This window comes from Actinomadura opuntiae, assembly GCF_030283205.1.
GTDB lineage: Bacteria > Actinomycetota > Actinomycetes > Streptosporangiales > Streptosporangiaceae > Spirillospora.
Window position 1 is genome coordinate 195,183 of the sequence record NZ_JASNWF010000021.1, and the last position, 14,382, is coordinate 209,564.

The following is a 14,382-nucleotide window of genomic DNA, read 5'->3' on the forward strand; positions in this document are numbered from 1 at the left end:
GTCGGCATCCTGGGCCGATGCGCGAGTTCGATCTTGACGCCTTCGTCGCGGACGGCTTCGTCCGGGTGGAGGGGGCGTTCTCCCGGGAGCTGGCCGCCGAGTGCCGCGCGATCCTCTGGCGCGACACCGGCTGCGACCCCGACGACCGCTCGACCTGGACGCGACCGGTCGTCCGGCTCGGCGGGTACGGGCAGCCGCCGTTCAGGGCCGCCGCGAACACGCCGCGCCTGCACGCCGCCTACGACGCGGTCGCGGGGAAGGGCGCGTGGGAGGCGCCGGGCGGCCTCGGGACGTTCCCGGTCCGGTTCCCCAGCGACGAGGAGCCGGGCGACGACGGCTGGCACATCGACGCGAGCTTCCCAGGCGACGACCCGTCCGACTTCATGGGCTACCGCGTGAACCTCGCGTCCAAGGGGCGCGCGCTGCTGATGCTGTTCCTCTTCTCGGACGTGGGCGACGACGACGCGCCCACCCGCATCCGCGTCGGCTCCCACCTGGACGTACCGCCGATCCTGGAACCGGCGGGCGACGCGGGCCTCGGCTTCATGGAAATCGCCGGGAAGGCCGTCCCCGCGTCCGAGCACCGTCCCGTCGCGCTCGCGACCGGCCGCGCCGGCGACGTGTACCTCTGCCACCCGTTCCTCGTGCACGCGGCCCAGCCGCACCACGGCACGCAGGTCAAGTTCATGGCGCAGCCGCCGCTGCCCCCATCGGGGCCGCTGCCGGAGACGTCCCCGGTGCGGACGGCGATCCAGCGAGGTCTCGGCCGCTGACGCACCGGCCGTGATCGGGGGCGCGAGATCGCCTGGCTGGCCTCTCAGATGCTGGACGCCGTCACGGGCGGGGGTGCGGAGTCAATAGGATCGTGCGCATGCTGCGCTGGTTGACCGCGGGGGAGTCCCATGGCCAGGCCCTGACCGCGATCGTGGAGGGGCTGCCGGCCGGCGTGCGCGTGACCTCGGGGGACATCGCCGAGGACCTGCGCCGCCGGCGGCTCGGCCATGGGCGGGGCGCCCGGATGAAGTTCGAGCAGGACCAGGTGACGATCCTCGGCGGCGTCCGGCACGGGGTGACGCTCGGCGGGCCGGTCGCGATCCAGGTCGGCAACACCGAGTGGCCCAAGTGGGAGACGGTCATGGCGGCCGACCCCGTGGACCCCGACGTCCTCGCCGCGCAGGCGCGGAACGCGCCGCTGTCGCAGCCGCGCCCCGGCCACGCCGACCTCGTCGGCATCCAGAAGTACGGCTTCGACGACGCGCGGCCCGTCCTGGAGCGGGCGAGCGCGCGGGAGACGGCGGCGCGGGTCGCGCTCGGCACCGTCGCCAGGGCGTTCCTGAAGCAGGCGCTCGGCGTGGACGTGCTGAGCCACGTGATCGCGCTCGGCGAGGTCGAGGCGCCCGCCGGGGTGCTGCCCGGCCCGGACGACCTCGCCGCCGTCGACGAGAGCCCGGTCCGCTGCTACGACGCCGGCGCGTCCGCCGCGATGGTCGCGCACATCGACGAGATGAAGAAGGCCGGCGACACCGTCGGCGGCGTCGTGGAGGTGCTCGCCTACGGCCTGCCGCCGGGCCTCGGCAGCCACGTCCACTGGGACCGGCGGCTCGACTCGCGGCTCGCCGGCATCCTCATGGGCATCCAGGCGATCAAGGGCGTCGAGGTCGGCGACGGGTTCACCACCGCGCGGCGCCCCGGCTCGCAGGCGCACGACGAGATCGACAACACCCCCGAGGGGATCCGCCGCCGCACCAACCGGGCCGGCGGCATCGAGGGCGGCATGACCACCGGCGAGGTGCTGCGGGTCCGCGCCGCGATGAAGCCGATCTCCACCGTCCCGCGCCGGCTCGACACCATCGACGTGCGGACCGGCGAGCCCGCCAAGGCCATCAACCAGCGCAGCGACGTCACCGCGGTGCCCGCCGCCGGCGTCGTCGCCGAGGCGATGGTCGCGCTGGTGCTGGCGGACGCGGCGCTGGAGAAGTTCGGTGGCGACTCCGCCGAGGAGACCGCCCGCAACCTGCGGGGATACCTGTCCTCGCTCACCATCAAGTGACGCTGCCAAGTGAAGTGGACACGCCGGCTATGACGCGACCGAAGGCCGTCCTGATCGGGCCGCCCGGATCGGGCAAGACCACCGTCGGCACCGCCCTCGCCGAGCGGCTCGGCGTGGCGCTGCGCGACACCGACGCCGACACCGAGGCGGTGGCCGGCAAGCCGATCGGCGAGATCTTCATCGACGACGGCGAGGAGCGGTTCCGCGAGCTGGAGCGCGCCGCCGTCGCCGCCGCGCTGGCCGAGCACGAGGGCGTCGTGGCCCTGGGCGGCGGCGCCGTCCTCACCGCCGAGACGCAGGAGCTGCTCGCCGGGCACACCGTCGTCTACCTCAAGGTCGGGCTGTCGGAGGCGATCAAGCGGGTCGGGCTCGCGTCGGCGCGCCCGCTGCTGGTGCTGAACCCGCGCAGCCAGATGCGCAAGCTGCTGGAGGAGCGGCTCCCGATCTACGAGCGGCTCGGCACCGTGCACGTCGACACCGACGGGCGCGCGCCCGCCGACATCGTCGAGGAGATCGCCAAGGCCCTGGAGGCGGGGGCGTGACGCACGCGCGGGTCCATGTCGGCGGCGCCGACCCCTACGACGTCGTCATCGGGACGGGCGTCCTCGCCGAACTGCCCGCGATGGTCGGCGACCGCGCCCGGACGGTCGCGGTCGTGCACGCCGAGGGCCTCCCCGAGATCGCGCGCCCGGTCTGCGGCGCCCTGGAAGAGGCCGGCTACACGGTGCGCGCGCTGCCCGTCCCGGACGGCGAGGCCGCCAAGGAGGTCGGCGTGCTCGCCGGGCTCTGGTCGTCGTTCGCCCGCGCCGGGATGACTCGCACCGACGTCGTCGTCGGCGTCGGCGGCGGCGCCACCACCGACCTCGCCGGGTTCGCGGCGGCGTCGTGGCTGCGCGGGGTGCGGGCGGTGCTCGTCCCGACCACGCTGCTCGGCATGGTGGACGCGGCGGTCGGCGGCAAGACCGGCATCAACGTCCCCGAGGGCAAGAACCTCGTCGGCGCCTTCCACCCGCCCGCCGGCGTGCTGTGCGACCTCGCCACCCTCGTCACGATGCCGCACGAGGACTACATCAGCGGCCTCGCCGAGATCATCAAGGCCGGGTTCATCGCCGACCCGGCGATCCTCGACCTGGTCGAGGCCGACCCGGAGGGCGCCGCGTCCCCCGCCGGCCCCCACACCCGCGAGCTGGTCGAACGCGCGATCCGGGTGAAGGCGGGCGTGGTCTCCGCCGACCTGAAGGAGAGCGGCCTGCGCGAGATCCTCAACTACGGGCACACCCTCGCGCACGCCATCGAGAAGGCCGAGGACTACAAGTTCCGGCACGGCCACGCCGTCGCCATCGGGATGGTCTACGCCGCCGAGCTCGCCCGCCTCGCCGGGCGGCTGCCCGCCGACGTCGTCCGGCGGCACCGCGACGTCCTCACCTCCGTCGGCCTGCCCGTCTCCTACGCCGCGGACTGGTCCGGCCTGCGCGAGACCATGACGATCGACAAGAAGTCGCGCGGCGCGACCCTGCGGTTCGTCGTCCTGGACGGCCTCGCCGAGCCCGGCCGCCTGGAGGGCCCCGACGAGGACCTGCTCGCCGCCGCGTACCGGGAGGTCGCCCGATGACCGCAGCGGAGCGCCAGCGGAGCGAGGATCGTCGGGCGACCCCGCTGCGGGGGTCCGGGGGTCGCCCCCCGGAAAGGAGAGTTCGATGAGTCACGTGCTCGTCCTTAACGGGCCGAACCTCGGGCGGCTCGGCAGCCGCGAGCCCGACGTGTACGGGTCGACCACGTTCGAGGACCTCGCCGTCCTCTGCCGCGACACCGGCCGCCGCCTGGGCCTCGACGTCGACGTCCGGCAGACCGACGACGAGGCCGAGCTCGTCCGCTGGGTGCACGAGGCCGCGGACGCGCGCATGCCGATCGTCCTCAACCCGGCCGCCTTCACGCACTACTCCTACGCGCTGCGCGACGCCCTCGCCCAGCGCACCGCGCCGCTCATCGAGGTGCACATCAGCAACCCGGCCGCCCGCGAGGAGTTCCGCCACAACTCCGTCGTCGCGGCCGTCGCCACCGGCACCATCGCCGGCTTCGGCATGATGTCCTACGTCCTCGCCCTCCAGGCCGTCGCCGAACTCCTCGCCGAAACCCCCGCCCCCCACTAACCCCCGGCCCTCACCGCACAAGGCACCGCCCGCACTCGCCCGCCCGCCCGAGCGGTGACCCTCACCGCACGAGGCGGCGCCTCCACGCGGTGCCCGGAGCGGAGCGCCGGCGGAGCGGAGGGCTCCGCCTAGAGGTCGTCCTGGACGGCGTTCCTGGTCATGTCCTTGAGCTCGGCGACGACGTCGTCGAGGGGGGCGACGTCGCGGTGGGCGCGGCACAGGATCGTGGCGCCCTCGACGGCGGCGACGATGAGGCGGGCCAGGCGGGCGGCGCGGTCGTCGGGGACGCCGGCGTTGCCGAGGCCGGTGGCGAGGGTGTCCTGCCAGCGGTCGAAGGCCGCCGCCGCGGCGGCGGCCAACTGCGGCGCGTCGTCGTGGCTCTCGACGGTGACGGCGACGATCGGGCAGCCGGCGCGGAACTCGCTCTTGATCAGCACCTGCCGCCACCAGCCGACGAAGGCGTCCACGGCGGACGCGGCGTCGCCGCCCTCGGTCGCGGCGAGGATGCCGGCGTTGAGGAACTCCCCGGCGTAGCGGACGGCCTCCTCGGCGAGCTGCGCCTTGCCGTCCGGGAAGTGGTGGTAGATCGACCCGCGCGGCGCGCCGCTGTGCGCGATGACGTCGCGGAACCCGGTGCCGCTGTAGCCGCGCTCGCGGAAGAGGTAGGCGGCGCTGCGCACCATGCGTTCCCGGCTGTCGGTCCCCATGCCCCGATTATGACATTCATCATAAGCTTCTCGCATTGACCATGACGGTCGTCATACACAACGGTGCTTATGACGGACGTCATACCTGGAAGGGAGCGGACCATGGCGGGCACGGCGACCATGGCGGGCCTCGAGCAGTTGAAGGCGCTGATCAACAAGGGCGCCGAGGAGGGGTACGGGATCGGCGCGCTGCTCGGCATGGCGGCCGAGGAACTGGAGCCGGGACGGGTTGTCTTCTCGCTGGAACCCCGCACCGACTTCAGCAACCCGCTCGGCACCGTGCACGGCGGGGTGCTGTCCACGCTGCTGGACTCGGCGATGGGCTGCGCGGTGCACACGTCGCTGCCCGAAGGCGCCGGCTACACGACGCTGGAGCTGAAGGTCAACTTCGTCCGTGCGGTGCCGCTGGAGGGTGGCAGGCTGACCTGCGAGGGAACAACGGTCCATGTCGGACGGAAGGTCGCGACCGCCGAGGGGCGGATCGTGAACCAGGACGGCAAGCTCGTCGCGCACGGCACCACGACCTGCATGATCTTCCCGCCGGCTACCGGCCAGTAGGGTCTGCTCAGGCACCGACGAAGGAGACCAGCGTGATCGACCTGCAGCGCGACGGCGACGTCCACATCCTGCGCTTCGACGCCGGCGAGAACCGGTTCAGCCCCGACTTCCTCAGCGCCGTCGAGGGCGCGCTCGACGCCCTGGAGAAGAACGAGGGGCCCGGCGCCCTGGTCACCACCGGGACCGGCAAGTTCTACTCCAACGGCCTCGACCTGGACTGGCTCGGCGCCCACGGCGACGAGTTCGCGCCGTACCTGGGCCGCGTCCACGCCCTGTACGCGCGGCTGCTGGAGCTGCCGATGCCGACGGTCGCCGCGCTGAACGGGCACGCGTTCGCGGGCGGCGGCATGCTGGCGCTCGCCCACGACTTCGCCGTCATGCGGACCGACCGCGGCTACTTCTGCCTGCCCGAGGTCGACCTCGGCATGTCGTTCACGCCCGGGATGAACGCGCTGATCGAGGCGCGGCTGCCGCGGCGGACGGCGCACGAGGCGATGATCACGGGCCGCCGGTACACCGCGGACCAGGCGATGGCGGCCGGGATCGTGCAGCGGACCGCGGACGAGGCGGGCGTGCTGCCCGCCGCGCTGGAGCTGGCCCGGTCGCTCGCCGGCAAGGACGGCACGGTGGTCGGCAAGATCCGCGCCGACCTGTACCGGCCGGCGCTGCAGGCGCTGCGCGGCCCGGCACTGGGGTGAACGGGCGCGGGCCCCGGGCGGGGCGGCGGGCCCTCGCCCCGGCGGGCGGCGCGGAGTAGGTTACGTTCGACTGGAATCTGATTCGGTTTTACGGAAGGGACGCCGGATGCGCATCGGGATGGGGCTCAACTACGCGGGCGGCTTCAAGGAGACCGTCGACGAGCTGGCCGACTTCGAGAAGGCCGGCCTCGACATCGTCTACGTGCCGGAGGCGTACAGCTTCGACGCGGTGAGCCAGATGGGCTACATCGCGGCCAAGACCGAGCGGCTGGAGATCGGGTCCGGCATCCTCAACATCTACTCGCGGACGCCGACCGCGATCGCGCAGACCGCCGCCGGGCTGGACTACGTCTCCGACGGCCGGTTCACGCTCGGCATCGGCGCGTCCGGGCCGCAGGTCATCGAGGGCTTCCACGGCGTCCCCTACACCGCGCCGCTCGGCCGCACCCGCGAGATCATCGAGATCTGCCGCAAGGTGTGGCGGCGCGAGCGCGTCCAGCACGACGGCAAGTACTACACGCTGCCGCTGCCCGCCGAGCGGGGCACCGGGCTCGGCAAGGCCCTCAAGATCATCAACCACCCGGTGCGCGCGGACATCCCGGTCATGGTCGCCGCGATCGGCCCGAAGAACGTCGAGCTGACCGCCGAGATCGCCGACGGCTGGGAGCCGATCTTCTACATGCCGGAGAAGGCCGCCGACGTGTGGGGCGCCTCGCTCGCGGCCGGCAAGGCCAAGCGCGACCCCTCGCTCGGCGAGCTGGACGTCGTCGGCCAGGCCGCGCTCGCCATCGGCGACGACGTGCAGGGCTACCTGGAGTTCGGCCGCCCGATGGCCGCGCTCTACATCGGCGGCATGGGCGCCAAGGGCAAGAACTTCTACAACGACCTCGCCCGCCGGTACGGCTTCGAGAAGGAGGCCGAGGAGATCCAGGACCTCTACCTGGACGGCAAGAAGGACGAGGCCGCCGCGAAGGTCCCGCAGGAGCTGCTGGAGAAGATGTCGCTGATCGGTTCGGAGGGCCACGTCCGCGAGCGGCTCGCCGCGATGAAGGAGTCCGGCATCACGACGCTGAACGTGTCGCCGATCGCCGGCGACCACAAGGGCCGCATCGCCCTCATCGAGAAGGTCAAGCAGATGGCCGCCGACCTCGGCTAGCCGCTTCGTTGACTTGCGGCGAGCCGTCGCCATGCGCGCTGCCATGACGACGACTCGCCGCAAGTGAACGCGGTTCGGGCGTCAGAGCGCGGCGTGGACCTCCTTGGCGACGCGCTCGCCGGAGCGGACCGCGCCGTCCATGTAGCCGGTCCAGTAGTCGGACGTCTCGGTGCCCGCCCAGTGGATCGGCCCGCACGGCGCGCGCAGCGCCTCGCCGAAGCCGGTCAGGACGCCGGGCGGGGCGATGCCGACGGGGCCGCCGCCGCTCCAGATCTCGTTGTCCCAGCGCTGGAACGCCGTCCGCACCGGGCTCTTGGCCTTGTCGCCGTAGAAGTTCGCGAACGAGGCCAGGCCCGCGGCCCGCACCTCGTCGGCCGACGCGCCGTCCAGCTTGCGGATGTTGGCCTGGTTCATGAAGCCCATCATGATGCCGCGCGACCCGTCCGGCGGGCTGTTGTCGAACGTCGCGTCGATCGCGCCGCTGTCGGAGACGGCCTGCCCGGTCAGCCCGTCCGCCCGCCAGAACGGGGTGTCGTAGACGGCGACGAACTTGCAGACCGACCCCATCGGGTAGCGCTGCATCAGCTGCGCGCGGCCCGCGGGCAGCGCCGGCGAGAAGTCGATCTTCCCGGCGATCGCGGGGGACATCGCGACGACGACCCGCTTGGCCGACACCGTGAGGCCGTCGGCGGTCACGGTGACGCCGCCGCCCTCCGTCGAGATCGCCCGGACCGCCGTGTTGTAGCGGATGACGTCGCCGAGCTTGGCGGCGAGCCGGACGGGCACCTCCTGCGACCCGCCGACGAACCGGGACTCCTGCCCGCCGCCCTTGGTGTCGATGAGCCGGTCGACCGTGCCGGGGTTGCTCTCGTTGCCCGCCGACGCGATGTAGTTCAGGACGTACAGCAGCGACACGTCCTGCGAGCGCACCGACAGCGTGGAGCTGATGAACTCGTCCATCAGGAACCGCGCGCCGCTGCTCAGCGAGTTGGACCGCGACCAGGTGTAGAAGGTCTGCGCGTCCCACTCCTCGGCCTTGGCGGCCTTCCACGGCTGCCCGACCGGGACGTCCTTGGCCATGCTCCCGAGCTTGAGGAGCGCGACCTCGAGGTCGACCACGCCCCAGTCGGGCGGGACCGCCCCCAGGACGCCGTCGGTGGCGTAGAGGGACCGCTGGCCGTTGCGGTAGTAGACGTTCTTGCCCGTGTTGTAGGTGGGGAAGGTGCCGACGCCCATGTCCTTGGCGAGCGCGGCGATGCGGTCCTGCGTCGGGCCGATGAACTCGGCGCCGCCCTCGCTGGTGGTGCCGTCGCCGAGCGGCATGCCGTAGACCCGGCCGCCGGGCCGCTCGCGGGCCTCCAGGACGAGCACGGACCGGCCGGCGGCGATCAGGTCGCGGGCGGCGGCGAGCCCGGAGAGCCCGGCGCCGACGATCACCACGTCGGCGGTGGCGGTCTGGGCCAGGGGGGCCGCCGGGGCGGCGGCGGTCCTGGCGGCGGCGGCCGGCGCCGCGGCCGCGGAGACCACGGCTCCGGCAGCGGTGAGCGCGCCTGTTCCGAGCAATCTGCGACGGCTGACTCGGGTCACGGGGAATCCCTCCAGGGACGTCCGGTGCGGGGGGACGGGGCGGGATGAAACGATCACTCGCGGACGCACGCTAGGCCACCCGCGACCGGGAAGTCGAGCGATTCTCATGTTCTGTGACCGCGTCGAGACGGGCGGGCCGCCCCGCGGCCGGGTGCTCTAGAGTCCTGGCCATGGGGGAGACGCATGCGGAAGGGACGCGACCGGCGAGCGCGCACGAGGAGCGGCGCCGCCGGCTGGCCGCGCTCGTCGCCGGGACCGGCGCAGGCGCGCTGCTGGTCACCCGGCTCGTCAACGTCCGCTACCTGACCGGCCTCGACAGCTCCAACGCCGCGCTGCTCGTCCCCGCGGACGGCCCGGCGCTGCTGGCCACCGACGGCCGCTACGCCGGGATGGCCGCCGAGGTCTGCCCCGAGCTGGAGACCCTGGTGGAGCGCCGGACGGCCGAGGCGCTCACCACCCGGGCCGCCGCCGACGGGCACCGCGTCCTCGGCTTCGAGGCGCACGGCCTCACCGTCGAACGGCACGCCGGCCTCGGCGAGGCCGCCGACATCCCGCTGCGCCCCCTCGGCCACCTCGTCGAGGAGCTGCGCCGGATCAAGGACGAGGAGGAGATCGGCCTGCTGCGGGAGGCGTGCGCCATCACCGACCGCGCGTTCGAGGCCGTCCTGCCGCAGGTCCGCGCCGGCGTCACCGAACGGGCCGTCGCCATCGCCCTCGAACGCGCCATGGTCGACCTCGGCGCCGAGGGCCCCGCGTTCGACTCGATCGTCGCGTCCGGGCCGAACGGCGCCGTCCCGCACCACCACCCCGGCGGCCGCGAGCTGCAGCGCGGCGACCTGGTCACGATGGACTTCGGGGCGCGCTACGGCGGCTACCACGCCGACATGACCCGCACCGTCGCCATCGGCGAGCCCGCCGGCTGGCAGCGCGACCTGTACGACCTGGTCCTGCGCGCGCAGCTCGCCTCGATCGCCGTCGCCCGCCCCGGCACCGAGACCAAGGACGTCGACGCCGCCGCCCGCGACCTCATCAAGGCGGCCGGGCACGGCGAGGCGTTCACCCACGGGCTCGGGCACGGCGTCGGGCTGGAGATCCACGAGGCACCGCTCCTCGGGTACGACAAGACCGGTAAGCTGAGGGATCGAGTTCCGATCACCGCGGAGCCGGGGGTGTACCTGGCGGGCCGGGGCGGAGTCCGCATCGAGGACACGTTGGTCGTCCGCGCGGGCGGCCCGGAGCTCCTCACGACAACGACGAAGGACCTGCTCGTACTCTGAAGCCGACCAGCGAGCGGGCCGCGACCGGGAGAACAACGCAGTGGCGACGACGAACGACCTCAAGAACGGCATGACGCTGAACCTCGACGGCCAGCTGTGGACCGTCACCGAGTTCCAGCACGTCAAGCCCGGCAAGGGCGGCGCGTTCGTCCGCACCAAGCTCAAGAACGTGCTGTCGGGCAAGGTCGTCGACAAGACCTTCAACGCCGGCACCAAGGTCGACGTGGCGAGCGTGGACAAGCGCGAGATGCAGTACCTCTACCGCGAGGGCGAGGACTTCGTCTTCATGGACACCGAGACCTACGACCAGCCGCACATCCCGGCGACGGTCGTCGGGGACGCCGCGAACTACCTGCTGCCCGAGCAGAACGCCGTGATCGCGTTCAACAACGAGAACCCGCTCTACGTCGAGCTGCCCGCCGCCGTGGTGCTGGAGATCACCGAGACCGAGCCCGGCCTGCAGGGCGACCGCTCCACCGGCGGCAGCAAGCCCGCCACGCTGGAGACCGGCGCGCAGATCCAGGTGCCGCTGTTCATCACCACCGGCGAGAAGGTCAAGGTCGACACCCGCTCCGGCGAGTACCTCGGCCGCGGCTGAGATGGCGGCACGGACCAAAGCGCGCAAACTCGCCCTCGACATCCTGTTCGCCGCCGAGCTGCGGGAGGAGCGGCCGACGGAGGTGCTGGCGGCGCGCGGGCGCCCGAACCAGGACGAGCTGTCGGAGTACCCGCACGCCGTGCGGCTGATCGAGGGCGTGCAGGAGCACCGGGAGCGGATCGACGAGCTGATCGCCACCTACGCGACCGGCTGGACGCTGGAGCGGATGCCGGTCGTCGACCGCAACGTCCTGCGGATGGGCGCCTTCGAGCTGCTCTGGCTGGACGACGTGCCGGACGGCGTGGCGGTCAGCGAGGCGGTCGGGCTGGCGACCGAGCTGTCCACCGACGAGTCGCCCCGCTTCGTCAACGGCCTGCTCTCCCGCCTCCAGCAACTCAAGCCGTCGCTGTCGCTGTAGCCCGGGGGGCGGTCTCCCGCGCTTCACCGGGGTGAAGGCGGCTAGGGTGGGCGGGGATGAACGACGTTAGCGGAGCGGCCGTGGCCGGCCGGCAACAGAAGCGGGTGCGGGGCGGCAGCCGCGTGCGCAGCGCGGTGCTGTGGGAGGCGCTGCGCGCCGTCCTCGACCGCATCGCCCCGGAGACCGGCCGGAGCGACGTCGTCGACGTGGGCGGCGGCACCGGCGGGTTCGCGGTGCCGCTGGCCGAGCTCGGCCACCGGGTCACCGTCGTGGACGCCAACCCCGACGCGCTCGCCGCGCTGGAGCGCCGCGCCGCCGAGTCCGGGGTGACGGTCCGCGCCGTGCAGGGCGACGCCGTCGACCTGCCCGACCTGCTCGGCGCCGACGCCGCCGACCTCGTGCTGTGCCACAGCGTGCTGGAGTACGTCGACGACCCCGGCGCGGCGATGGCCGCGCTGACCGGGGCCGTCCGGCCGGGCGGGTCGGTGAGCGTGCTGGTGGCCGGGCAGGTCGCCGCCGCGCTGCACCGCGCCCTGTCCGGGCACTTCGACGACGCGCGGCGGGTCCTGACCGACGTGTCGGGCCGGTGGGGCGAGGGCGACCGGATGCCCCGCCGCTTCACCCGCGAGACGCTGTCGGCGCTGGTGCGCGGCGCGGGCCTGCGGGTCGCCGAGCTGCACGGCGTGCGGATCTTCGCCGACCTGGTGCCGAGCGGCCTGCTGGACGGCGACGCCGGCTCGGCGGAGGCGCTGATCGCCCTGGAGTCGGTCGCGGCGGTCCACCCGGTGCTGCGGGACCTGGCCACCCAGCTGCACCTGGTGGCCGACAAGCCGGCCGGGTAGCGCCGTGAGCCGAGTGGTCCCGTGAGCCGCAAGCAGCAGCTGCACCGTCCCGGCCCGCAGCCGGGCCCGCCCGCCGACGACACCGGCTGCCCGATCCTGCACGTGGACATGGACGCGTTCTTCGTCAGCGTCGAGCTGCTGGAGCGGCCGGAGCTGCGGGGACGTCCGGTGGTGGTGGGCGGCGCGGGGCCGCGCGGGGTGGTGTCCGCCGCGTCCTACGAGGCCCGCCGGTTCGGCGTGCACTCGGCGATGCCGATGTCGCGGGCGCGGCGGCTGTGCCCGCAGGCGGTGGTGCTGCCGGTCAGCCACGGCAAGTACGGGCGGGTGTCGGCGGCGGTCTTCGAGATCTTCCGGTCGGTCACGCCGCTGGTGGAGGGCCTGTCGCTGGACGAGGCCTTCCTGGACGTCGGGGGCGCGCTGCGGCGCCTCGGCCGCCCGGCCGAGATCGCCCGGATGATCCGCGAGGAGGTCCGCGCGCAGCAGGGCATCACCTGCTCGGTCGGCGTTGCCAGCACCAAGTTCGTCGCCAAGCTCGCCTCGACCCGGTGCAAGCCGGACGGGCTGCTGGTGGTGCCCGCCGACGGCGTCGTGGACTTCCTGCACCCGCTGCCCGTCGCGTCCCTGTGGGGCGTGGGGGAGCGGACCGAGCAGGCGCTGACCCGCCTCGGCCTGCGCACCGTCGGGCAGCTCGCGCAGACCCCGGTGACGACGCTGCAACGCGAGCTCGGCAACGCGCTGGGCACCCACCTGCACGAGCTGGCGTGGGGCCGCGACCCGCGCGAGGTCGTCCCGCACACCCCGGACAAGAGCATCGGCGCCGAGGAGACCTTCGACACCGACGTCGACGACCCGGAGGTGATCCGCCGGGAGCTGCTGCGGCTGGCCGAGAAGGTCGGCGCGCGGCTGCGCGAGGCCGGAACCGCCGGACGGACGGTGAGCGTCAAACTCCGGATGGCGAGCTTCAAGACGATCACGCGGGCGCGCACCCTCCGCGAGCCCACCGACCTCGCTCGTGTGATCTACGTCACAGCGTGCGAACTGTATGAGGGCGCGGGGCTGGAACGGGTACGACTCCGTCTGGTCGGGGTGCGGGTGGAGAACCTGGGCCCGGCCGGCGAGGCCCCCCGTCAGCTCGCCCTCGACGAGCCGGAACGCGGCTGGCGTGAGGCCGAGCGCGCGATGGACCAGGTGGCGCACCGGTTCGGCCGCGGAGCCGTCCGTCCCGCCGCCCTGGTCGAGCGCGCGCACGACGGTGACGCACGCGACGGCAGGGACGGGAGACGATGAGAGAAGGCGGTGAGCTGACCGGTATGGGGCGCGGGACCCGCCGTTCGCTTTCGTACGCCGGTGAGTGCTCGTATTCTGGGCATATCACCGTTGACGTTCCCGTCCCGCATCGGATACCCCGCCGCGGGGCTGTCGTTGGGAGGCGCCGTGCCGCTCTCTGAGCACGAACAGCGCATGCTCGAGCAGATCGAGCAGGCGCTGTACGCCGAGGATCCGAAGTTCGCGCACGCCGTCCGCTCGACCAACCCCCAGGTCCACTACAAGCGCCGGATCATCAAGGCCGCCCTCGGCTTCGTCGTCGGCGTCTGCGCCCTGATGGCCGGGCTCGTCATCAACGCCGGAACGGTCACCATCGCGGTCAGCGTGGCCGGCTTCCTGCTCATGGTGGTCTGCTGTGTCTGGGCTCTGACGAGCTGGAAGCGGATGACGGGCATCGGGAACGAGCCCGCCCGGCGCGGCCGCCAGGCCCGCCCGGCGAAGGCCGGCTTCATGGAGCGGATGGAGGAGCGCTGGCGCCGCCGCACCGAGGGCGAGTGACCCGGCGGCGCTTCCTCCCCGTCCGCTGAGCCGACCGCTCCCGTCCTCAGCCGACATCCGGCCGACCGAGACCGGCGCCGCGGGGCCCGACGCCCCTAGCGGCGCCGCAGCCGGTTCGGGAGGTCGTTGAGGCGGTCGGCCAGGTCGGCCGTACGGGAACCGGCCCCGCGCAGCGCCGACCGCGCCTGCGCGATCGACGACGGCGGGAAGACCCGGGCCCGCCACCGCGCGCGGCGGCCGACGGACGCGGCGAACGCCGCCCGGACGGTCCGCACATCGGCGCGCAGCCGCTCCGGCGGGTCGGCGACCCGGGTCCGCGAATAGCGGGCCAGCTCCTCGGCGCGGGCGATCCGGCCGAGCGCCTCGGCGCCGACCGGGTCCAGCTCCAGCAGCTCGCCGAGCCGCCGCGCGGCCGCGCGCGGCGAGTCGCTCGGCCGCCACTCCAGCCCGTGGTCGAGCGCGTCGGCGCGCATCTCCCGCCACGCCGCGTGCGCGGCGCCGCCGCCGGCGTCGCGGC

The 14,382-nt window shown here is 73.5% G+C and carries 17 protein-coding genes; 14 read left to right on the forward strand and 3 right to left on the reverse strand.

The genetic code is table 11. The annotated features are described in order from the left end of the window. Positions 1-17: 17 nt before the first annotated feature. The 5 genes from QP089_RS37705 (at position 18) to aroQ (ending at position 4,200) form a co-directional block, all read left to right on the forward strand. Positions 18-773: a phytanoyl-CoA dioxygenase family protein gene (locus tag QP089_RS37705; RefSeq protein ID WP_285918537.1), complete on the forward strand. Its 756-nt coding sequence runs from the start codon at positions 18-20 to the stop codon at positions 771-773. Positions 774-871: 98 nt separating this feature from the next. Next, on the forward strand, positions 872-2,050 hold the full coding sequence (aroC, locus tag QP089_RS37710; protein ID WP_285918539.1) for a chorismate synthase: 1,179 nt from the start codon (positions 872-874) through the stop codon (positions 2,048-2,050). A gap of 29 nt (positions 2,051-2,079) precedes the next feature. Continuing rightward, positions 2,080-2,592, forward strand: coding sequence for a shikimate kinase (locus tag QP089_RS37715; RefSeq protein WP_285918541.1), 513 nt, complete (start codon positions 2,080-2,082; stop codon positions 2,590-2,592). After that, complete coding sequence (gene aroB, locus QP089_RS37720; RefSeq protein WP_285918543.1) at positions 2,589-3,662, forward strand: 3-dehydroquinate synthase; 1,074 nt, start codon at positions 2,589-2,591, stop codon at positions 3,660-3,662. The genes QP089_RS37715 and aroB overlap by 4 nt, the downstream gene beginning before the upstream one ends. An 85-nt stretch (positions 3,663-3,747) precedes the next feature. Further along, positions 3,748-4,200, forward strand: a complete 453-nt coding sequence (aroQ, locus tag QP089_RS37725; protein WP_285918544.1) for a type II 3-dehydroquinate dehydratase — start codon at positions 3,748-3,750, stop codon at positions 4,198-4,200. A 128-nt stretch (positions 4,201-4,328) separates the two neighbouring features. On the opposite strand, the gene QP089_RS37730 is transcribed toward aroQ, so the two are convergent. Further along, on the reverse strand, positions 4,329-4,907 hold the full coding sequence (locus tag QP089_RS37730) for a TetR/AcrR family transcriptional regulator (RefSeq protein WP_285918545.1): 579 nt from the start codon (positions 4,905-4,907) through the stop codon (positions 4,329-4,331). A gap of 102 nt (positions 4,908-5,009) precedes the next feature. On the opposite strand from QP089_RS37730, the gene QP089_RS37735 reads away from it, so the two are divergent. From QP089_RS37735 to QP089_RS37745, 3 genes are all read left to right on the forward strand, one after another. Further along, positions 5,010-5,465 (forward strand): PaaI family thioesterase, encoded by a 456-nt coding sequence (locus QP089_RS37735; protein WP_285918547.1) that lies wholly within the window; start codon positions 5,010-5,012, stop codon positions 5,463-5,465. Positions 5,466-5,497: 32 nt separating this feature from the next. After that, positions 5,498-6,163 (forward strand): enoyl-CoA hydratase/isomerase family protein, encoded by a 666-nt coding sequence (locus QP089_RS37740; protein ID WP_285918549.1) that lies wholly within the window; start codon positions 5,498-5,500, stop codon positions 6,161-6,163. 106 nt (positions 6,164-6,269) lie between these two features. Next, entirely contained in the window at positions 6,270-7,319 is a 1,050-nt protein-coding gene (locus tag QP089_RS37745) for an LLM class F420-dependent oxidoreductase (RefSeq protein ID WP_285918550.1), read from the forward strand. 81 nt (positions 7,320-7,400) lie between these two features. Here QP089_RS37745 and QP089_RS37750 read toward each other — a convergent pair whose 3' ends face one another. Further along, complete coding sequence (locus QP089_RS37750; protein WP_285918551.1) at positions 7,401-8,906, reverse strand: flavin monoamine oxidase family protein; 1,506 nt, start codon at positions 8,904-8,906, stop codon at positions 7,401-7,403. 170 nt (positions 8,907-9,076) lie between these two features. Between QP089_RS37750 and QP089_RS37755 the strand changes: the two genes are divergently transcribed. From QP089_RS37755 to QP089_RS37780, 6 genes are all read left to right on the forward strand, one after another. Further along, the gene (locus QP089_RS37755) at positions 9,077-10,183 is read left to right on the forward strand and encodes a M24 family metallopeptidase (RefSeq protein WP_285918553.1); all 1,107 of its coding nucleotides are present in this window, start codon (positions 9,077-9,079) and stop codon (positions 10,181-10,183) included. A gap of 40 nt (positions 10,184-10,223) precedes the next feature. Continuing rightward, the gene (efp, locus tag QP089_RS37760; RefSeq protein WP_285918554.1) at positions 10,224-10,781 is read left to right on the forward strand and encodes an elongation factor P; all 558 of its coding nucleotides are present in this window, start codon (positions 10,224-10,226) and stop codon (positions 10,779-10,781) included. Position 10,782: 1 nt separating this feature from the next. Beyond that, positions 10,783-11,199 (forward strand): transcription antitermination factor NusB, encoded by a 417-nt coding sequence (nusB, locus tag QP089_RS37765; protein WP_285918556.1) that lies wholly within the window; start codon positions 10,783-10,785, stop codon positions 11,197-11,199. Positions 11,200-11,255: 56 nt separating this feature from the next. After that, positions 11,256-12,041: a methyltransferase domain-containing protein gene (locus QP089_RS37770; protein ID WP_285918559.1), complete on the forward strand. Its 786-nt coding sequence runs from the start codon at positions 11,256-11,258 to the stop codon at positions 12,039-12,041. Positions 12,042-12,062: 21 nt separating this feature from the next. Then, a complete protein-coding gene (locus QP089_RS37775) occupies positions 12,063-13,328 on the forward strand; it encodes a DNA polymerase IV (protein ID WP_285918561.1) in 1,266 nt (421 codons plus the stop codon). Between the two features lie 147 nt (positions 13,329-13,475). Continuing rightward, positions 13,476-13,865: an SCO2097 family morphological protein gene (locus QP089_RS37780; protein WP_285918562.1), complete on the forward strand. Its 390-nt coding sequence runs from the start codon at positions 13,476-13,478 to the stop codon at positions 13,863-13,865. Between the two features lie 95 nt (positions 13,866-13,960). Here the strand turns inward: QP089_RS37780 and QP089_RS37785 are convergent. Further along, the coding region (locus tag QP089_RS37785) for a DUF4129 domain-containing protein (protein ID WP_353070668.1) at positions 13,961-14,382 on the reverse strand (422 nt) is incomplete at its 5' end.

Bases quoted from the DNA above. Each gene is read 5' to 3' on its own strand.
- QP089_RS37705 (WP_285918537.1), top strand. From the start codon at position 18: ATGCGCGAGTTCGATCTTGACGCCTTCGTCGCGGACGGCTTCGTCCGG.
- aroC (WP_285918539.1), top strand. From the start codon at position 872: ATGCTGCGCTGGTTGACCGCGGGGGAGTCCCATGGCCAGGCCCTGACC.
- QP089_RS37715 (WP_285918541.1), top strand. From the start codon at position 2,080: ATGACGCGACCGAAGGCCGTCCTGATCGGGCCGCCCGGATCGGGCAAG.
- aroQ (WP_285918544.1), top strand. From the start codon at position 3,748: ATGAGTCACGTGCTCGTCCTTAACGGGCCGAACCTCGGGCGGCTCGGC.
- QP089_RS37730 (WP_285918545.1), bottom strand. From the start codon at position 4,907: ATGGGGACCGACAGCCGGGAACGCATGGTGCGCAGCGCCGCCTACCTC.
- QP089_RS37735 (WP_285918547.1), top strand. From the start codon at position 5,010: ATGGCGGGCACGGCGACCATGGCGGGCCTCGAGCAGTTGAAGGCGCTG.
- QP089_RS37745 (WP_285918550.1), top strand. From the start codon at position 6,270: ATGCGCATCGGGATGGGGCTCAACTACGCGGGCGGCTTCAAGGAGACC.
- QP089_RS37755 (WP_285918553.1), top strand. From the start codon at position 9,077: ATGGGGGAGACGCATGCGGAAGGGACGCGACCGGCGAGCGCGCACGAG.
- nusB (WP_285918556.1), top strand. From the start codon at position 10,783: ATGGCGGCACGGACCAAAGCGCGCAAACTCGCCCTCGACATCCTGTTC.
- QP089_RS37770 (WP_285918559.1), top strand. From the start codon at position 11,256: ATGAACGACGTTAGCGGAGCGGCCGTGGCCGGCCGGCAACAGAAGCGG.